Source organism: Metabacillus flavus (genome assembly GCF_018283675.1).
In the GTDB taxonomy this organism is placed as follows: Bacteria; Bacillota; Bacilli; order Bacillales; family Bacillaceae; genus Metabacillus_B; species Metabacillus_B flavus.
The window spans coordinates 1,142,582-1,162,098 of record NZ_JAGVRK010000001.1 but is presented as its reverse complement, the minus strand read 5'-3'; the positions used below and the strand labels follow the sequence as shown (position 1 = coordinate 1,162,098).

Below are 19,517 nucleotides of genomic sequence, written 5' to 3'. Positions count from 1 at the left end.
TCCTGTACGCTTCCTTTACATTTGTGACAATATGGAGATTTTCTCATCCTGTGTAACGTAGTTGCGCTCTCCAAACACCCTGTAGTTATTGCTGCGCACCTTGTTCAAAATAGCTCTGTAGAAGAAAGCCGCTGCTTTAACCGGTGTTCTGGAATGAAGCGGATACTCATCAATTGTGTCCATTGCTTCCTCATAATAGGCTTCCGCTTCAAACGCAAGATACTCCCATACAGATATGAAGGATTCATTAATGACACCGGACTCCAATTCAGCTTTCGTATAGCCGAACTGATCCATTACTTCCTTCGGGAGATAAATGCGGTCGCGATCGAGGTCTTCTCCGATGTCCCTTAGAATATTGGTCAGCTGCATTGCTATTCCAAGAGCGATTGCACCGTTACGAAGCGTGCTCTTTTTTCTTGGGGCAATAATCGGTAAAATCATGAGACCGACTGTACTTGCTACATGATAGGAATACTGAAATACTTCCTCAAGTGTTTCATATCGTGTCTTCGTTAAATCCATCCGCTGCCCTTTGATCATGTCCCAGAATGCTTCTTCATCCATATCAAAACGGCTGAACGTATCTTCGAGAGCAAGCCATATGTAGTGGCTGCGGTCATGCTCGCCATTTAAAAAGCGTTTAAAATCTTCTTCAAAGGCAAGAAGTTCTTTTTCAGGTTCTGTTCCTTCGTCAACGATGTCATCAACCGTCCTGCAAAAAGCATAAACAGCCCAGACCGCTTTTTTCTTTTCTGCGGGGAGCAGAGAAAATGCTTTATGAAAAGATTTGGAATGAATCTTTATGAGTTCTTCACATTGTGCGTACGCTGCTTTCAGCTTTTCCACTTAAGTTCACCCCTTTATGTTTGTTCGCATCCTCTAATAATACGGAGACCATCATTTTTGCTCCCTGCATGACGAGCGGTATGCCTCCCCCCGGGTGAATGGAAGCGCCTGCTGCGTACACATTTTCCAATTTGGAAGGCTTGACCTGAGGCCTGAATACGCCAGACTGGAAAAGTGATGGAGCAAGCCCAAAGCTGCCGCCTTCAAACAGTCCTTCTCTTTTCGCGTCATTCGGAGTCTTTACTTTCTTCCAGACTATATGATTTCTTAATCCAGGAAACCCTCTTGCCTCCAGCTTTTGGATGATGCTTTCCGTGAATTCAGTTTGCTGCTCCCAGTCAATATGGCCCCCTGATGGAACAGGAATCAAAGCGTACAGAACGCTTTTCCCTTCTGGTGCAAGAGTTGGATCGATAATAGAAGGATGGAACGCATAAATCGACGGATCAGAAGGCACTTCTTTCGAAACGAAAATCTGGCGCATATGCTCCTGAAAATCCGAACCCATGAAAAACTGATGAACATTCGCTTCGGTATATACTTTGTCCAGACCCATGTAAAGGAGCAGACATCCGGAAGATGGGACATAGTCTTTTTTTGGAGTATGAGGCTCGAGCATATGGGATATGGAAGGAAAATCCCCATTCATGATCAAGTAGTCTGCTTCATGGAATTCCCCATTCACGTATAGGCCTTCAGCTCTCACACCGTTAGACTTCACGGACTGCACAAGTGCATTTTTCCGTATGATTACTCCTGTTCGAATTAGTGCCTCTTCCAGCACCTCAACAAGGCGTGCATATCCGCCCTTCATATAATACACACCGTGTTTATGCTCACTGTAGGAAACGAGCGAATAGATCGCTGGTGTATCAAACGGATTCCCTCCGATATATAAGGTTTGCAGAGAGTAGGCTTGTCTCAGCCGTTCATCCGAATAATACGCCTTCAAAGACTGATGAACATTCCGGTAAGCCTTCAGCTTTACAAGTGTTCGAACGTTATTTTGAGTCCAAAAGGATCGGCGGTCCACAAACGTTTTTTCAAGAAATTGATCCTGGCCAAGCCGGAATCGGGTATCCATGTCCTGCATGAACCGTCTGAAGCCATTTTCTTCTCCTGGAAAGTTCGTTTTTAATTCCGTCATCTGTTTTTCGAAATCTGAAAATTTTGAGTAGGTGCTTCCGTCTGCGAAATGGAGTTTATAAAGAGGATCGAGCGAAACAAGCTCATACTCCTGATCGGTTATGCCCGCTTCCCTGAGAATGCTTTGAAGCATTTCAGGCAGAAGAACAATCGTTGGTCCTTCATCCACCTTGTACTCTCCTTCTCTTACATAGGCGAGCCTGCCTCCAAGCCTGTCACTCTTTTCAAATATAGTAACATTAAACCCGTTCTTTTTCATCAATAAAGCTGTTATGAGGCCGCCTATGCCGCCGCCTGCTATTGCTGCCTTCATAGTGCTTTCCCCAGCCTTTTCTCAGATTTGAAGGAAACCGGTTTTCCTCCATGCTTTTTATGAATCATGTTTGCGGTTATTCTTGCCGATTCCAGAATGGTTGGAAGACCGCTTCCCGGATGGGTCCCGCCTCCTACCAGCCAGGCGTGCTCAAGCTCTTCAAACTCATTGTGTGGTCTTAAAACCATCATTTGAGTCAAATTATGAGCCAGATTAAAGGTTGCTCCTTTATATACAAAAATTTCGTTCTCCCAATCCTTCGGAGTCAGAATTCTTTCCGCTTCAATATGCATTTCCAAATTCTTAAATTCCGTCCGCTCATGCAGGGTTTTCAGCATAAGATCCCGGAATGCCCCTTTCTCTTTATCCCAGTCGATTCCGCTCATGTTGCTTGGAACAGGGGCAAGAATATAAAGAGCAGATTTACCTTCAGGAGCAAGGGTTGGGTCCGTTACGCTCGCGTTCTGGACGTAGATGGAAAGATCCTCAGGCAGCGAATAGCTTTTGGTTATTTCTTCTACATATTTCTTATAGTCTTCCGAAAAAAGAATCGTATGATGCGGAAGATCAAATTTCTTATCCACTCCAAGGTAGATCATAAAAGTAGAACAAGAGAATTTCTTTTTATCGAGCTTTTGTCTCGCATATTTTTTCAAAGACCCTTCTTCCACTAAGTTTGTAACCGCGTGGCCGAAATCTCCGTTAATCACCACTTCATCCGCCGGAACTTCTTCACCCGATTGGAGCTTCACTCCTTTTACTTTGCGGCCGTCCATCATGAGCTTGTCAACTCCCTGCCCTAGATGGATCGTTCCGCCGAGCTCTTCAAATGCTTTTGCCATTGCCTTTGGAAGCTGATTCACACCGCCGATCGGATGAAAAACTCCATAGGCATGCTCCATATAAGAAAGGATGGAGAATGCTCCGGGACATTCCCACGGCGACATGCCTAAATATTTGGACTGAAAGGTAAAGGCAAGCTTCACCCTTTCATCATGAAAGTATTTAGAGAGTACATCATACAGACTTTTGGTCAGCGTCAATTTCGGAATCGCTCTCAGAACTCTCCAGCTCAAATAATGACGGAAGCGGTCCATCCTGCTTTGCAAAATAGGTGTGAGCCGGTCCATCTTTTTTTCCGTATCCTTTATAAAGGAAAGATAGCCGTCCCCGTCTCCAGGAGCAAAAGCCTCAATTCTGCGCTTCATTTCCTCAGGATTCCTTGTCATATGGAGGCTCTTGTCATCAAATATCAGTTCATACATATCATCGATCTCTTTAAGATCAAGATAGTCATATAAATTCTTTCCCGACTCTTCGAATATTTCTTCTGCGAGGTGTACCATGCTTAAAAAGGTTGGTCCCAAATCGAAGGTGAACCCATTCATTTCAAATGATGAGTTGCGGCCTCCTATGTATTTTTGCTTCTCGTAAACATGAACGTCATAGCCTCTTCCTGCCAGCTGAAGAGCGGCAGCCATTCCGCCTGGACCTGCGCCGATTACGATGATTTTCCTAGCCATTATGGGTCGTCCCCCTGAATTGTACATTAGTTATACAAACATTATACGAATTAACCCAAAAAAACACAACGAATATCCATCCAGTACCATGCTTCCCTTGCACAATTGAGTGCATTCAGGTGAATGTACCTTTAAATGTTATAAATATGGAAGAATTTGCATTAGATAACTGATTTAGAAACAAAAAAACGCCATGCTGAGAGACCGGCAAGGCGTTTCAATTGAATCTATACGTTAATATTCACTCTATACCGTTCTGCCCATACATGAATCTGCCCAAGGTGTGCAAGAAGCTGGGGTCCGCTCATCAGCTGGCCGAACCAAGGTGTGCCAAAGTCGCTCCCGTTTGTTTCAATTAGCCTGTCGAGCTTCTCTCTTTGGAACAATTCGTGCAGGATTGAATTCTTATGCTTCAAGCTCTCTTCAAGCATGTTTCGGACTGCTTTTGTATAGGCAGGGTGGTATGTTTTCGGATACGGGCTTTTCTTCCGGTACAGAACCTCTTCCGGCAGCACCCCCTCAAGTGCTTTTCTTAAAATTCCCTTTTCCCGGTCCCCGTGCATTTTCATTTCCCATGGGATATTCCACACATACTCCACAAGCCTGTGGTCCGCGAACGGTACCCTCACTTCAAGGCTTGCTCCCATGCTCATCCGGTCCTTGCGATCAAGCAGAGTGGTCATAAACCATAGCATATTTAAGTAAAATAACTCGCGCCGTTTCGCGTCCGTTTCACTCTCTCCTTCAAGTGCAGGTGTTTCAGCGACGGTCTCATCAAATCTTGCTTTCACGTACTCAGCAAGATTGAGCTTGTTTTTCCATTTATCATTGAGCAAATCCGTTCTTGCCGCAGTGGATCTCATCCACGGAAACACATCGGATTCTCCAGGCCGGTGAAACCATGGGTACCCTCCAAAAATTTCATCTGCACATTCTCCGGAAAGGCCCACCGTAAAATCACTTTTAATCTCTCTGCAGAACCAGAGAAGCGAGGAATCAATATCTGCCATTCCAGGCAAATCCCTTACCTCTACCGCTTCCGTTAAAAAGTGAGCCAGCGTTTCCTGACTGATCACGCTGCGGTGATGCTCCGTATGAAACGTATCGGTCATTTTTTGAATCCATGGACCATCTGAATTTGGCTGAAAATCATTGGCTTTAAAAAATTTCTCGTTTTCCTCGTAATCAATAGAAAATGTATGAAGCCGGCCTTTTCCTTCTTTTTTATAGGATTCCGCTGCAATGGCTGTTATCGCACTTGAATCCAGTCCTCCCGACAAAAACGTGCATAGCGGAACATCGGATACAAGCTGGCGGGTAACAGCGTCAGTCAAAAGGAACCTTACCTTTTCAACGGTTTCCCCAAAAGAATCAGTATGCGGCTTGCTTTTCACGTTCCAGTAGCGCCAGGTTTTCAATCCATCCCGGCTGTAAACAATTGCATGGGCAGGTCTTAGTTCTTTAATTCCTTCATAAACCCCATGCCCGGGCGTCCTCGATGGACCAAGTCCCATTATTTCCGAGAGTCCCTCCCTATTAATAGAAGCTTTCACATCAGGGTGGGCAAGAATCGCTTTTAATTCAGATCCAAACTGAAGCGAACCGTCTTCATATCTGTAAAAAAGCGGTTTAACCCCCATACGGTCCCTTGCGAGAAAAAGACGGTTTTTTGTTGTATCCCATATACCGAAAGCAAAAATACCATTAAGATACTCTAAACAGTTTTCCTCCCATTCCATATAGGAAGCAAGTAAAACCTCTGTGTCGGAGTGCCCTCTGAATGTATAGCCTTTGCTGAGCAAAACCTTGCGGATATCTTCTGTATTATATAGCTCACCGTTGTAGCAGATGGTGTACTCTTTCCCGTCCCTTTCCTTGCTCATTGGCTGGACACCGCTCGCGGGATCCACTACGGTCAGCCGTTTATGACCAAACCATATATTCGGCTGCCACCATAAATTCGTGTCATCCGGCCCTCTTTTTGAGAGAGTTTCCGTCATGGCCGATACAACACTTCGTTCCCCTGCAAGACTATTTTTCTGATCAGCCCAACCCGTAATACCGCACATATCCGTCATCTCCTCCAAGCATTTTTCACTGATTGCTTCTGCGATGTACCTATTCTATTCACAGTGTATGAATGATTGAATTGTCCTCATGAAGAACTTGTTGCATAAAGATAGCCGAATAAGGGTAAAAAGGTTAGTACATACAGTGAAACTTCCATGAGGGGGGATTTTCTTTATCCCCCTCATGGTTAGTTGAACCAATCGGGCTTTTACGGGCAGTTTATCACCTTTCCCTCTTGGTTTTTTAAGGTCTATGGATTTTTACTGCCCGTTAATGCGGGATACAGTGAAACTTCCATGAGGGGGATTTTCTTTATCCCCCTCATGGTTAGTTGAACCAATCGGGCTTTTACGGGCAGTTTATCACCTGTCCCTCTTGGTTTTTTAAGGTCTATGGATTTTTACTGCCCGTTAATGCGGGAAAGATATTATGCTCTTGGAGGTAACGAAGTGGCTTCTTCATTAAGAAAAAAACTGCTCCATACACAGGAAAGGTCTTGTATGACCGGCACCATCTGCTGCTTTGAAGGAGAATGGCTGTTTTTCGAAGAAGACGCAGATGAAGGCAAGCTTGTCGATGTAATGGATTTAAGTGAAATGCACGTATTTCATGATGGGAAATGGACACAGGCGATCTGGCTTTCAGAGGGAAAAATAAAGGCTGAAACTGAGGAATTATATTTAACGGACAGCCACATGATCCGGATTAGACGCAGACTGCCATTTGCTTTTGAACAACTGCTGCGTTCGCTTGACGATGACTCGTTCATTCGGTTTACAGGTGAACTGAACCAGCTCGGCTACTCTATATATGATTGTATATACTGTTATAATCATCTGCTGTTTACGAACAAGAAATTGAAAACCGCCTGTACCTCTTTTTATCAATTTGATAACGAAGACAGCATCTGCGGTGTCCAGCATCATTGTATGCCCACTGACGAAATTTTGGACAGGTTCGAATTTACAACCAGCCACGGAAAGCGATCAATCTTAATGCTAAAAAAATAAAAAGTCTGCCCCCTGGATTTTGCAGGAGCAGACTTTTTATTTTACATATGAAGAAAGCCAAGAGGCAGACGCCAGCCAAGCAGCAGAACAAGTACAAGCGCAATGATGAATTGAATCCAAAATCCGCGGACAGGCTTGCCTTTGTTTAAGCGCACAAGGATCATTTCCATCGAAGCAATAAGCCATAGCCCGGATAGCCCCTTAATGATGTATTCCGCATTCAGTACCGATACACTTAAAAGGACTGTCACTCCGGAAATAATAATCAAAATATAGAACACTCTTAAAATCATATGAACGATTTTAAATGGCTTCGCGCTTCCGGAAGTATGTAAAAAGTAAGCCGCAAAAAATAAAACGAGTCCAAGTATCCACGATGTAATGTGCAAATGAATCATTCTAATCCCCTCCTGTTCTGTCAAAATTCTACACTTTTTATTTTACCATGAAACATACAGGCAAAGAAGCACTTGATAATCAGGATAAAAATGTCTTCTATTCTATATTAAATACTATCAGATTGAAAAAGTCCTTGGCATCAAAATTGGATAAATATTCGACCAACGAACTGTAAACCAGCAATAATTAAGGGATAAATCGGATAATTATTCAATCCTGCTGAATGGCTTTATTTGCTCGAAAATCACGTCTATTGTCATCCAGCCACTACTAAGATATTGTATAGATAGATAGTAATTTTCTAATAATTGAAAGCGCTGTAACTTCTATTCTTACAAAACGGAGGGAAACTCATGACGACTAAAACTTCACATGTAATTGAACAAACCGAAAAATTTGGAGCCAACAACTACCATCCGCTTCCGATCGTCATATCAAAAGCAGAAGGTGTTTGGGTTGAGGATCCTGAAGGCAATAAATATATGGACATGCTAAGTGCTTATTCTGCCGTTAACCAGGGGCACCGCCATCCGAAAATCATTCAGGCACTGAAGGATCAGGCTGACCGCATTACTCTAACATCCCGCGCCTTCCATAATGATCAGCTCGGACCCTGGTATGAGAAAGTAGCTCAGCTTACAGGAAAAGATATGGTCCTGCCAATGAATACAGGAGCGGAAGCGGTCGAAACAGCTGTTAAAACAGCACGCCGCTGGGCATATGATGTAAAAGGCGTCGTTACAGATCAAGCTGAAATCATCGTCTGCGAAGATAATTTCCACGGCCGGACAATGGCTGCTGTTTCCATGTCCTCAAGCGAGGAATATAAGCGCGGGTTCGGACCGATGCTTCCAGGAATTAAGGTTATTCCTTACGGCGATTTGGATGCTCTTGAAGCAGCTATCACTCCAAATACGGCAGCCTTCATCATTGAGCCGATTCAAGGTGAGGCTGGGATCAATATTCCGGAAGAGGGCTTCCTTACAAAAGCGCTGCAGATCTGCAAAGAAAGCAACGTTTTGTTTGTGGCAGATGAAATCCAGTGCGGTCTGGGCCGTTCAGGAAAAATGTTCACGTGCAATTGGGAACAAATCGAGCCGGATATGTATATTCTCGGTAAAGCATTAGGCGGAGGGGTTTTCCCTATTTCCTGTGTTGCAGCTAATAAGGACATTCTTGGTGTTTTCAATCCTGGTTCCCATGGCTCTACATTCGGAGGCAACCCGCTTGCCTGCGCAGTCTCCATAGCAGCCCTTGACGTATTGATCGACGAAAAGCTCGCTGACCGGTCTCTTGAACTAGGAAACTATTTCCAGGAAAAATTACGCGAGATTAAAAACCCTCTTATTAAAGATGTACGCGGCAAAGGACTTTTCATCGGCGTGGAACTTCATGAAGAAGCGCGTCCTTATTGCGAAAAACTGAAGGAAGAAGGCCTCCTTTGCAAAGAAACGCATGACACTGTCATCCGCTTTGCCCCTCCTCTTACCATTTCTAAAGAAGATTTGGATTGGGCAATCGAAAAGGTATTCAACGTTCTTTCCTAATAGGCGAAGCTCTCCGGCACCGGGGAGCTTGTTCAAAATGAAAAACTCCCTCTTAGGCTTTGTGCCACGAGGGAGTTTTCTAATTAATTCACACCATTTTGCAACGTTCCGATGCCGCTGATGGAAATTTCAATCATATCGCCTGACTTCAGGAATTTCGGCGGATTAAATCCTTTGCCCACTCCGCTCGGTGTACCGGTAGCAATGATATCTCCAGGTTCAAGCGTCGTCCCCTGGGATATGGTAGAGATGATGGATGCGATGGAAAAAATCATATCTCCGGTATGTCCGGTTTGACGGACTTCCCCGTTAACGCGCGTTTCAATCTGAAGATCATGAGGATCCGGTATAGCTGATTTATGTACAGCGAATGGTCCAAAAGGACACGATGTATCCAGACTTTTGCCGAGCAGGAATTGCTTATGATTGGCCTGCAAATCTCTAGCCGTAATATCGTTCACAATGGAGTAGCCAAATACATAATCAAGCGCCTCTTCAACCGGAATCTGTTTTCCTTTTTTCCCGATAATCACAGCGAGCTCACCTTCATAGTCAAGTTCCTGAGTGAGATGGATATGCGGATCGACTAAATCTCCATGTCCGATTACAGATGTAGGCGCTTTAGAGAAGAGCATCACAAATTTCGGAATATCTGCTTCGCTTCCCATCTCTACTGCGTGGTCTCTGTAATTTTTCCCAACGCAAAAGACATTTTTCTTCGGGCGCGGTATAGGAGGAAGCAAGTCTACATCAGACAGAGAATAAACAAGCTCCTGATGATCTTCAGACTTCTGAAGTCTTTGTTCCAAATGCTGAACCTGACTGATGAATTTGTCCCCTTCCTTAATACAGTCTTCGAGATTTGCAGGGATGGTTTCCATTTCAAAAAATTTCTTTTCTGCTCTTTGGAGATCAAAAATTTGATTCTCTTCCCGGATTAGCCCGATAAACGTTCTGCCATTCAGTCTGGCTGCTGCAAATTTCATTATAAAAACCCCCCATTGCCATTCTTTCTTCTCAAAATCCACTATCCCGCGAACACAAATTTTAGTTAGCTGACATTTGTTTCAGCAGACATATTATTCATTCTTTATTACCATTTCGACATTCCTTAGCTTGAATCCTTCCTGCTTTCTAACAGACGTCTTTTATAAAGAAGGTGAGAAACTATTTCAGTCAAGCTTCAGCGGAACGGCGCGAACCCATCCTGGCTGATCCGCACGTTCTTTTTGCCGAAAACCCCCTCAAACTTTTTCCGTTCCATTTCAATCCGCTCTGGATCAAACCAATCCTCTTCCCCCAGCTGAACCAGGATGTCTCGCGCACCCAGAGAGGCTGAACGTTTCCCCCCTGCACCATCACCCTGGAAAAAATCGTCAAGCGTTACAAGGCCTGTTACTTGCTTTACCCTATCAGGAAAACGATCAGTAAAGGGAAGCATCGGAGCAACGGCGGCCTGAGCGGGTATTCCTGCATCCGATAATTGCTTGAGCGCCTTCAGCCTGGCTGCCAAAGGAGGTGAAGAGGGGGCAAATGCTTTACGAATCTCATCCCTGTCTGTTTCGATGGTTATGCTGACCAGTATGCGGGATTTAAGCTCTTGGAACAAATCAATGTCCCTCGTCACAAGCGGACTTCTCGTCTGAACAAATAAAAAGTCCGGTTTCTCATCAGCCATCGCCGAAAGCAGTGTTCTCGTTATTTCCTCTTTCGCTTCTTCCCCCTGATAGGGGTCTGTGCTGGATGACATAAAAATCCGGACGGGCCCTTTGCTCTTAGCCCTTTTCAGCTCTTTGGCAAAACTCTCCCTGCCTGCCTTTTTTACATCCACCCACGTACCCCATTCTTCTTTTCTGAATAAGGAAACCGGCAGTCTTCTTACATAGCAATAAGAGCAGCCAAACGCACAGCCCGTATAAGGATTTAACGAATAGTCATAGTCCTTTAAGAATCCCCCGGTCTTCGTTAAAAACGATTTAGGAGTCTTTGATGAAAGATGCACATTCAAGACCTCCTTGTAAATTTTTGTAACATTTTATGTTTTTTTATCGAAACTGACCCCTTATTCATTTTCCATTGTATAATAGGCTTATCCATTTTTTAGGACAGGCTGTTTGGTCATGAAATGACGTTTCTGCAACCGGTTTCCCTGCTTTTAAAAGGACGGCTTGCCAGCAGCTTTGGAATAAACGGAAAAGTACCTTTGAAAGTTGGAGACGAAATGGCCTTTAATGAAATTGAATCCAAAAGAAAAACATTAATTGACCTTGCTCAAAAGTTTGGACTGAATTCCGATGTGACGCTTAAATGCAGTCAAGAGCTCGATCATCTTCTTTTGCAGGAAATCAAACAGCGGCACTCGAACCTTCAGCGAAGCGGTCACCGGAAATCTCAAGCACGCTGAAAGTTTTCTCTTAATGATGGCAATGTACTTTCCTGTTCATGATTTCCGATACACGAACCATCTCCACCATCTTTCTGCCGGCCCCTGCTCAAACCGCTTAAACCAAAAATAACTGGCCGTCATAAGGATGATATAAACCCCGGCACCGATTAAAATTGCCTGGAAAGAAGTCACAGTACCGTATAATCCAAATCCATATGAATAAAAAAGCAAGGTGCAGATCAGTGACTGCAGCAGGTAATTAGACATCGACGCCCTCCCTGCATAAGCAAAAGGGCTGTAAACCTTTTTAAATCCAAATTTATGAACCATAGCCAGAATAGCTGTAATGTAAAACATCGTGAGCAACGGGCCGCCAATTGACTGATGAAGATAGCTCCATAATCCAGACTGAGGAAAGAGAACAGGCATCAGTTTCAAAAGGATCCCGGATGGACCTGTAATGACCGCAGTAACTAACCACTTCTTTATGGTTTCCTCAGATGGACTCCGTTCAAACCATCCACGTTTCATTGCATAGCCGCCAAGCAGGAACATCGGCAAAATAGAGAGGACCAGGAATGGGGCCATAATCGGATTATTTACATAAAACCAGTCTGCCGCTCTCTGAACCATAAGTTCTGAAAAACTTCCATTTTGGTATACAGCTGTTATTCTTTCGGTATTCATATCTGTTTCAGGAACATTTCCCGATCCAGCAAGCAAAAGGCTAAAAAGGATGTTCGGAATAAAAATAAGCGACAAGCTCCATACAGCGAGCGCCTTAGCGGACTTCCCAATAAAAAGCATAAATAAAAAACCGATCAAAGCATAACTGATAAGAATATCCCCGTGCCATATAAAGAACGCATGCAGCACCCCTATAAACAGAAGCGCCGTCATCCTTCTGGCAAAAAACCTCTCCGGAGACAGCCCCTTCCCTCCGATCCGTTTGTAAAACATAACTCCCCCTGCACCAAAGAGAAATGAAAAAAGAGGGTAGAAACTTGCCTGCGCCAGGACAAAGACGAGAATTTCAACGAGCCTGTCCAGACCCCCGCTGCTCTGAACCAATGAGGAGCGATAAAGCTGCGGTCCTGAAAAATCAAAAATGTTCACCATTAATATACCTAATAGAGCAAATCCTCTCAGAACGTCCAGCGATTGAATCCGCTCGCCCTTTGAAATGGAGGCTGCTTTCATATTCGTCAAATTAGGTTCCTCCTCCGCGTTTATCACAAGATTCCGCCGCTGTCATATGATGAATTAAATTCGTACTCCATGAAATTCTACATGTACGCCTGCAACCCTTCAAGAAAATGAAAAGGATGTTAGCCATGCCAGCAATTGTCGGTGTATTTAAAGTCAACAGTGTCGGAACAAGCAGTGTTCTTCATATCGGAGACGTATTTACAATTGCTCCTGTCAGCAGTGTTAAAACCTTTTCCGGAGCCGGTTCGTTTAATACAGGCGATGGGATGACCATCTTCAATCAGAACAGTGTGACGAACACGTTTGACCAGGATATCGTAGATCAGCCGATTGCCGGAAATGCATAGGGGGGACTTCATGAATTTTTATATCAATCAAACCATATGTATCAACTATCTTCGCGTTGGCGCCGTCAATAACTCCTCCGTCCTTCAAATCGGCAGTGCCGGGTATATAAAATCTCTTTCGAATTTATACAATACAGGCGGATTTTTTGAAGCGGCACCTCCCGCAACACGGCGGGCTGAATTATCTCAGGCTCTTTCACGCCCGGTTGTCCCGCTCGCTCCTCCGCCATCCAGATAAAAATAGGCATTCACCCAATTTGTCATTCCGTCATAGGATGCAGTAACGATAGATCGGGATTGCGAGGTGTTTGTCTTGTACTACGGAAATGATGTCGGGACTTATTTGCAGCAGCTGTGTGCTTGTATTCAATCACAGCAGAACAAAATTCAGCAGCTTGAATCGATGATTCAGCAAATGTCCACCGACCTCCAGGCATTGAAGGATAAACCGTCCACTACCATCGAAAAAATCGAATATAAATTTGACCAGCTGAAAGTGGAAACATTGGAAGGAACATTGAATATCGGATTAAACCCAACAGATCCTGAACCGATTGAAAACTTTGAAGTTATTCAAAAAGGCCAACAGGTAGGGAAGCTCGAACGTGAATATAACGGCGAAACCTATGCGCTTGCGCTTGACCAGCTGAATACGTACTTAAGCGAAGAGTGCCTTAACATGCTCGAAGCCCAGGAGCAGCGTCACTCAAGAAAGCTGAATGATGAACAGAGAAAAATGGTTATCGAAGACATCCGCAAACAGATCGATACCAGGGTTCAGTATTATATGAAAACCGCAAATTTCCATGAGGGCGATCCGGATTCTCAAGCTGATCAAATTACTCAAAGGGTAAAAGAGGAAATTGCGCAATCCGTTGACCACTTTATTAAATATCTTCCTGTAGAAGTGAAAGGAGAACAGCCATGAATTTTACGGTTATAAACAAGGATATCAACGTTGTGTTTTGCCGGGTGACCGCTGTCGCCACTTCTTCCGTTTTTTTAATTGGAGATGTGAATAATGTTGGTGCTTCTGCCGTGTTTGATACTCCTCCGGAATCATTGATTATCGGACCATTCGTTCCTTTGGCGCCGCAGTAATTTATGTACAATCGAAACTCAATCGTTGATGCCGCCTATGTAAACATTCTTGGGTTTTCCTCTATATTTAATATAGGAGATTCCAGAGAGATTTTGCCAAAAGCAAACGTATTTGCTGTACAGCGGGAAGCGGAAGTGTTTTATGATAATGAGGGGGACTTCAGTAAGTACGATCTTTTTCAGCTGCCTATCCCCAGGCCCATCAAGTCAGAGAATGTTGTGACCTCCTATATTCATGAAAAACCGTTTATCCGCACCAAATTTGTAAAAATAATAGCCGTCTCAACGTCCGCTGTTTTTCATATCGGTTCAACCGATCTGATTGACATGGAAGCACGCGTTAAGCACACCCGCCAGCTCTTCCGGCCGAGCGGCGCTTTGGATCCTGAAGAACAATCCGGCGAAGACTGAATATACTAGTCATATGACTTAGATAATAAAGGGTGTTTGCCATGCCAGCCATCGTCGGCCCTATCAAGATCAATACCGTTTCCGGCGGAGTCGTGAACTTTGGTGATACGTTCTATTTATCTCCAAAAAGTTCTTCCAAATCAGCTGCAGGCTCTGGCGGAGGAAACACGGGTGACTTCTGGATTTTAAATAACGGAATCAGTGCAACCAATATGATTGATCCGGATGTGGCAGATCAGAATATTGTTGCGAATAACTGAAAAAAAGAGCACCGCTGCTGGTGCTCTTTCTTTTTCAGTGTATTTGAATCGGAATCCTGCCTTTAGGAAACTCCGCCAGAGTTACCTCTTTTTTTTCCGTTCATTTGATTTTCTAGTCTGAATAAGCTTAGTGGATGGCTGTTTGCGAATCCATTTAATAAACCTGGAAAGCTTCTCATCTCTCTGGAGATCTTCAATTGTTGAAAGTCTGGCTGCCAGCTCTTCGTTTGTGTAAAGAGCATGAATCTGTTTATGGCATGGGATGCACAAATTGGCGGTTTCTAAAAAAGCTCCCCCCATTTCTTTCGGAATGAGGTGATGAATGGTTATTTCCACGTCATTTCTGCGGCACAGCCTGCATTTCCCTACGAGTTTTTTCCCCACATCCAGTCACCTCGTTTACAAAGTTTCCAGTGCGACCGCCGTTCCCCTCCCTGCCGGATCAGCAGGTGTTACTACCAGCTTTTTTGAAAGCCTTGCCCGGAGCTCCGGAACATGGCTGATTACACCGACAGAAAGGTTATTGGACTGCAGCTTTTCAAGGGCGGTCACAACCGTATCAAGCAGGTCGGCATCAAGCGTTCCGAATCCTTCATCAAGGAAGAAAAATTGCAGCGGGTATTCTCCCCGCAGCTGAATTTGAGTGGAAAGCGATAATGCCAGTGCTAAGGAGGTTAAGAACGTTTCTCCGCCGGAAAGACTTGATACAGGTCTTCTGACTCCTCCATTCGCATCATCTCTCATAATAAAGCCGCCTTGGGAATCCACTTCAATAGCGTAGCGCTGCCTTGTAAGCAGTCCGAGACGCTCCGAAGCAGCTCTTGTTACATGATGAAGCTGTTCTTCTGCAATATATTCGACGAAGCTGTTCCCCTTAAAAACAGCCTGCAATTTTTCAAGATCAGCAATTTTACCGGATAGATCAAGGCGCTGCTCTTCAAGCTTCTCAAAGCGCTCATGCTTTTCCTTGAGCAGCTCGAGTGCTTTAGCTGCCGCTCCTTTCAAACCTTCTGCCTCGCTGACGAGTGCCTCGCATTCCGAGATGAGCTCCTTCGTTTTCTGCCACGTTTCTTCATCCAGCTTCCGGTCTAAAAGCTGTTCGTTCAGTCGTTTTAAGTCTGCCTTGCATTGCTTCCAATTATCCCGGAATGCTTCCAGTCTCGAAGCAATGCTTTCCTTCTCTTGCTGATTAAGCAGGCTTGAATGAACTTCTCCAATCGTACGAAGAGCCGTTTGTTTTAATTGTCTCTGCCAGCTGTTTCTTGCTTCCTCAACAGATTTTGCGGCATTAATCAGACCTTTTCCTGCCGCTGCCAGTTCCTTTTCCGCCTCTTGAAGATGCTTGTCCATTTCATCATAACGGGAGCGATGCTGTTTCTCACGGGCTGCTAATTGTGATAGCTGTTTTTCAATCCCTTCAAGCTGAGCTGGAATGGTGCCATTTTGATTTTCTTTTTCAAGCACCCGCTCTTTTTCATCCAGTCTTTCCTGTGAAGCTTGTTTTTTCTCTTTTGTTTGAATCTGGAGTCTATCGAGCTCTGCCAGTTTTTCCTGGGCAGCCTGCCTAAGCTTTTCCTGCTCCTCTATATACTCTACGCTTTTATTTACCCTCGTTTGAAGTGCTTCAAATTGCGTGTCCTTCTCATCTATCTCCTTCATTCGATCCTGTACATCTTCCTGCTTCATATCCGGATAAGCTTCAGCCCACTGCCTTTTAAACGCCTGATCTTTTTCATTCAGCTGTTGAAGTTTAGCCAATGCATCCTGGAGATCCAGTTTACATCTCTCCATGAACTGGACGGATTGCTGTTCCTCATTCTTCAGCTGCTGAATCATTTTCACACTTGCTGAAGCCTTCTCCCTTATGTGAAGCAGATCCTGTTTTAAAGCCTTCATTTCAGTGAGGGAGTCCTCTTCAGCAGGTTCAAGAGCGGCCGCACTTTCTGAATGAACGCTTCCTTCCGCTATCCAGCTGAATTCGCCGATAAGATAGGTCGAGAGTTCTTCCATTTTGACCCTTAAAAGCTCCGCTTCCTGAAGCAGCACCCGATTGTGTTCCAGTTCTTTTTCCAATTGTTCAAGCTGCACCCGGCTTCCTTCCTCCAGCTCGCCATGAACAGGCATAGGATGGCTTGTTGATCCGCAAACGGGGCAAGCCTCTCCTTCCTGAAGGGAAGCGGATAACTGGCGTGCAATCGAATGGACTCGTTCCTTTTCAAGCATCACTTTAGCATCCGCTGCCCTTTCCTTGCTCCTGGCGATGCTTTTTTCCAGCCTGCTTTTCAGCTCGCTCGTCCGTTCAAATGTGCGAAGGAGTCCGCTGTAGACGAACACGAGCTTTTCACTTTCCAGCTCCCTTTTGCCTCTACGGTCTTGCATATCCTTTTCTAAACTTTTCTGCTGCTGAAGCAACTGTGAGTGAAACTGTTCCGCTTCCTTCTTTTGTTCTTCCGCATACTTCCATTCCTTCTGCAAATCGGAAGCAGCCTGTATGCTCCGCCTGTAAACCGGAGAAACCGCAAGTTTTTCGAGCTCGAGCTTTAGCTGCTGCTGCTTGGCCTTTGCTTTTTCCAGCTGCTGCCCAGCGTGATCAAACTCCTGTTTCGCCTTCTGACCGGCGTGCTCAAGACGCTCGAGTTCTTTAATCAGCTTTTCGGTCTCGATTATGCGCAAATCCCGCTCTTTTTCTACTTCAAGCAGCTGGGTCAGACGCTCTTTTTTAACCGCCAGAACAGGCTCATTCATTTCCTTTTGCTTCCTTGCTTCTTCAAATGCCTGTTTCGCTTCCGCCGTACTTTGTTTTTGTTTCTCCCATTCCGCAGACCATTTCTTTTCTTCATCTAAAAGAACAGCATGTCTTTTTTCAGACGATTCAAGCTGATCGGCATACGGCTTCAGCCGCTCAGCCTGGTCAGCAGTTTTCAAACGGTTCTCTATGCTTTCCATTTCTTCTGTCTGCTGCTCAAGCTTCGCTTCTTTTTCCTCCAGCTGCTTGCGTTCCTGCTGAAGCTCCCACACTTTTTTCTGTTCATCATATGCATCTCTGACTGTTTTCCGTTCAGCAAGCCGTTTCTCAAGCAGAATTGAGCTTGACTGCCATTCCGTTTCCGCCGCTTTTAAAGCGGCTTTTGAAGCATCACCGAGGCCTGCCTGCTCTGCTTCTGTTTCACCAAGCCGATACTTCGCATTGGAAAGCCTGCCCCGAAGCTTCTTTAAAAGTTCATCTCCATATTGCTCAAGATGAAACAGCCGCTGCAGCATTTGTCTGCGTTCGGAACCTTTCAGTGATAAAAACTCAGCAAATTTGCCCTGTGGCAGTACAACGGCCCTTGTAAAATCGTCAATGGTCAGTCCAAGCAATTCGTGAACCTTCTCATTTACTTCACTTGCTTTATCAGCTAAAACAACCGGCTCCGCCTGTAAATCCACCAGCCTGGAGATGGAGCCTTTAACACGGTGCTCATCCGTTCTTTTATAGGTTCTTTCCACTTTGTACCGTTTGACAGATGTTCCATTTTGAAGTTCAAACGTATAAGAAACAGAAAGCTGGTCCTCGGCATGATTCAGGATGCCGTGGGTATTGTTTGCGGCCCGTTCCACTTTTCCGTACAAGGCAAGGGTAATCGCATCCAATATCGAGGATTTGCCGCTCCCCGTCGGACCGAAAATACCGAACACCCCTCCATCGCATAACCCTTCAAAATCAATTGTCTGCTTCTCTCTGAAACTATGAAGACCGGATATGGTCAGCTCGATCGGTTTCATGCGCCTTCTCCCTCCTCCGTGTCTTCTTCGCTGACGAGTTCCCTGAACAGCCGGATCAGCTTCTCATCCGGCTTGGCTCCCCCTGTCTGCCTTTCGTAAAACCTGGCAAAAAGCTCGTCAATCGGAACGGTCGATCTGGACTCAGGCTGAAGGACTGCACCTTCTGACTGGAATACCGGACGGATATGCACAATCCCGGGATGCCACTTTCTCACCTTCTGAATATCTTCGATGGAAAGAGCATCTGTAAGATGAATTTCAAGGTCTATCCAAGCGTTCACGTCTTTGCCCTGCTCAAGCCATTCATGTACCTGCGAAATTCCGCCGGCCGCCTTCCACTGCACTAAAGGCTTGCCGCTGGAAAGGAATATCTCCTCCACCTGAGCTTCTCCCCCCGGAACTAAATCAATGACCGTCACTGATTTCGCATAGCCCGCTTCTGAGAAGCTGTATGCAAGCGGAGAGCCGGAATAGCGAGCCTGAGTCAAAGCCCTTTTAATTGTCTGCGGGCGATGAAGGTGGCCAAGCGCCACATACTGCGCAGCAGCAGGGAGGCTGTCGGCTGCGACTGTATATGCTCCTCCTACCTCGATCGGCCGTTCGGAATCTGAGGTGCTGCCTCCCGCTACGTGAAGATGGCTCATTGCCACATTCACCGTATCTGGTCCGAATCCCCGGCACATGCTCTCAAAAAGACTTTTAATTTTTGCATCATAGTGGTTTCTCATCAAGAGTTCATCAAAGTTCTCCGATAAAACCTGTTCCAGCCGTGATTCTGACGGATAGGCAAGCGCAGCAATATTCATCGTCTGGCCTGCAAGCGGAACATCCACCTTTAAAAGGTGATCCGCCGGATAGCCGATTAAATGAATACGATGGTCCCCTGCAAGAGGGGAAGCCGCTGCGAGCCTTTCAGGATTGTCATGGTTCCCTGCAATCACAACAACCGGTCTTTTACCTTTGTCTGAAAGTTTGCTTAGACTCTCATAAAATAATTTTTCTGCTGCGGATGGGGGATTGACGGTATCAAACACGTCTCCTGCCATAATGACCGTGTCTATCTTCTCTTTTTCCACAATGTCGGCAAGCTCGTCCAAAAAAGCGGCTTGTTCAGGGAGCCTGCTGCGGCCCTCCAGAGTTTTTCCCAGATGCCAGTCGGCTGTATGCAAAATTCTCATCTT

20 protein-coding genes are annotated in these 19,517 nt (G+C 45.2%); 9 read left to right on the top strand and 11 right to left on the bottom strand.

The genetic code is table 11. The annotated features are described in order from the left end of the window. Positions 1–15: 15 nt before the first annotated feature. The 4 genes from J9317_RS06030 to asnB form a co-directional block, all read right to left on the bottom strand. Positions 16–849, bottom strand: a complete 834-nt coding sequence (locus J9317_RS06030; RefSeq protein ID WP_211557023.1) for a phytoene/squalene synthase family protein — start codon at positions 847–849, stop codon at positions 16–18. Then, the gene (locus J9317_RS06025) at positions 815–2,308 is read right to left on the bottom strand and encodes a phytoene desaturase family protein (RefSeq protein WP_211557022.1); all 1,494 of its coding nucleotides are present in this window, start codon (positions 2,306–2,308) and stop codon (positions 815–817) included. The genes J9317_RS06030 and J9317_RS06025 overlap by 35 nt, the downstream gene beginning before the upstream one ends. Continuing rightward, positions 2,305–3,831 (bottom strand): phytoene desaturase family protein, encoded by a 1,527-nt coding sequence (locus J9317_RS06020; protein WP_211557021.1) that lies wholly within the window; start codon positions 3,829–3,831, stop codon positions 2,305–2,307. Before J9317_RS06020 ends, J9317_RS06025 begins: the two co-directional genes overlap by 4 nt. Before the next feature lie 227 nt (positions 3,832–4,058). Further along, on the bottom strand, positions 4,059–5,900 hold the full coding sequence (asnB, locus tag J9317_RS06015) for an asparagine synthase (glutamine-hydrolyzing) (RefSeq protein WP_211557020.1): 1,842 nt from the start codon (positions 5,898–5,900) through the stop codon (positions 4,059–4,061). 450 nt (positions 5,901–6,350) lie between these two features. Between asnB and J9317_RS06010 the strand changes: the two genes are divergently transcribed. Then, the gene (locus tag J9317_RS06010) at positions 6,351–6,911 is read left to right on the top strand and encodes a DUF2777 family protein (RefSeq protein ID WP_211557018.1); all 561 of its coding nucleotides are present in this window, start codon (positions 6,351–6,353) and stop codon (positions 6,909–6,911) included. Positions 6,912–6,952: 41 nt separating this feature from the next. Here the strand turns inward: J9317_RS06010 and J9317_RS06005 are convergent, their stop codons facing one another. Next, positions 6,953–7,309 (bottom strand): YisL family protein, encoded by a 357-nt coding sequence (locus tag J9317_RS06005; RefSeq protein ID WP_211557017.1) that lies wholly within the window; start codon positions 7,307–7,309, stop codon positions 6,953–6,955. Positions 7,310–7,663: 354 nt separating this feature from the next. On the opposite strand from J9317_RS06005, the gene J9317_RS06000 reads away from it, so the two are divergent. Further along, positions 7,664–8,857: an ornithine--oxo-acid transaminase gene (locus tag J9317_RS06000; RefSeq protein WP_211557015.1), complete on the top strand. Its 1,194-nt coding sequence runs from the start codon at positions 7,664–7,666 to the stop codon at positions 8,855–8,857. Between the two features lie 83 nt (positions 8,858–8,940). On the opposite strand, the gene J9317_RS05995 is transcribed toward J9317_RS06000, so the two are convergent. Continuing rightward, the gene (locus J9317_RS05995) at positions 8,941–9,843 is read right to left on the bottom strand and encodes a fumarylacetoacetate hydrolase family protein (protein ID WP_211557013.1); all 903 of its coding nucleotides are present in this window, start codon (positions 9,841–9,843) and stop codon (positions 8,941–8,943) included. Between the two features lie 197 nt (positions 9,844–10,040). Continuing rightward, positions 10,041–10,865 (bottom strand): SPL family radical SAM protein, encoded by an 825-nt coding sequence (locus J9317_RS05990; RefSeq protein WP_211557011.1) that lies wholly within the window; start codon positions 10,863–10,865, stop codon positions 10,041–10,043. A 117-nt stretch (positions 10,866–10,982) separates the two neighbouring features. On the opposite strand from J9317_RS05990, the gene J9317_RS05985 reads away from it, so the two are divergent. Further along, positions 10,983–11,261, top strand: a complete 279-nt coding sequence (locus tag J9317_RS05985; protein WP_431190672.1) for an aspartyl-phosphate phosphatase Spo0E family protein — start codon at positions 10,983–10,985, stop codon at positions 11,259–11,261. Between the two features lie 36 nt (positions 11,262–11,297). Here the strand turns inward: J9317_RS05985 and J9317_RS05980 are convergent, their stop codons facing one another. After that, positions 11,298–12,443 carry a DUF418 domain-containing protein gene (locus J9317_RS05980; RefSeq protein ID WP_249292382.1) on the bottom strand — a complete coding sequence of 382 codons (1,146 nt, stop codon included), beginning with the start codon at positions 12,441–12,443 and terminating at the stop codon, positions 11,298–11,300. A 134-nt stretch (positions 12,444–12,577) separates the two neighbouring features. Here J9317_RS05980 and J9317_RS05975 point away from each other — a divergent pair, with 134 nt between their 5' ends. The 6 genes from J9317_RS05975 to J9317_RS05950 all read left to right on the top strand — a co-directional run bounded on the left by J9317_RS05975 (position 12,578) and on the right by J9317_RS05950 (position 14,571). After that, positions 12,578–12,799, top strand: coding sequence for a spore germination protein (locus J9317_RS05975; protein ID WP_211557006.1), 222 nt, complete (start codon positions 12,578–12,580; stop codon positions 12,797–12,799). A gap of 10 nt (positions 12,800–12,809) precedes the next feature. Next, the gene (locus J9317_RS05970) at positions 12,810–13,037 is read left to right on the top strand and encodes a spore germination protein GerPB (protein WP_035413753.1); all 228 of its coding nucleotides are present in this window, start codon (positions 12,810–12,812) and stop codon (positions 13,035–13,037) included. 75 nt (positions 13,038–13,112) lie between these two features. Further along, complete coding sequence (gene gerPC, locus J9317_RS05965) at positions 13,113–13,727, top strand: spore germination protein GerPC (protein ID WP_211557004.1); 615 nt, start codon at positions 13,113–13,115, stop codon at positions 13,725–13,727. After that, entirely contained in the window at positions 13,724–13,900 is a 177-nt protein-coding gene (locus J9317_RS05960) for a spore gernimation protein GerPD (protein WP_211557002.1), read from the top strand. Before gerPC ends, J9317_RS05960 begins: the two co-directional genes overlap by 4 nt. Positions 13,901–13,903: 3 nt before the next feature. Further along, entirely contained in the window at positions 13,904–14,311 is a 408-nt protein-coding gene (locus J9317_RS05955; RefSeq protein ID WP_211556999.1) for a spore germination protein GerPE, read from the top strand. Positions 14,312–14,352: 41 nt separating this feature from the next. Beyond that, entirely contained in the window at positions 14,353–14,571 is a 219-nt protein-coding gene (locus J9317_RS05950; protein WP_035413745.1) for a spore germination protein, read from the top strand. Between the two features lie 81 nt (positions 14,572–14,652). Here J9317_RS05950 and J9317_RS05945 read toward each other — a convergent pair whose 3' ends face one another. The 3 genes from J9317_RS05945 to J9317_RS05935 are packed head-to-tail and all read right to left on the bottom strand — an operon-like array spanning position 14,653 to position 19,514. Then, entirely contained in the window at positions 14,653–14,955 is a 303-nt protein-coding gene (locus J9317_RS05945) for an HNH nuclease-like protein HlpB (protein ID WP_211556998.1), read from the bottom strand. Between the two features lie 15 nt (positions 14,956–14,970). Further along, positions 14,971–18,336: an AAA family ATPase gene (locus J9317_RS05940; RefSeq protein ID WP_211556997.1), complete on the bottom strand. Its 3,366-nt coding sequence runs from the start codon at positions 18,334–18,336 to the stop codon at positions 14,971–14,973. Continuing rightward, on the bottom strand, positions 18,333–19,514 hold the full coding sequence (locus tag J9317_RS05935) for an exonuclease SbcCD subunit D (protein WP_211556994.1): 1,182 nt from the start codon (positions 19,512–19,514) through the stop codon (positions 18,333–18,335). Before J9317_RS05935 ends, J9317_RS05940 begins: the two co-directional genes overlap by 4 nt. Positions 19,515–19,517 lie beyond the last annotated feature (3 nt).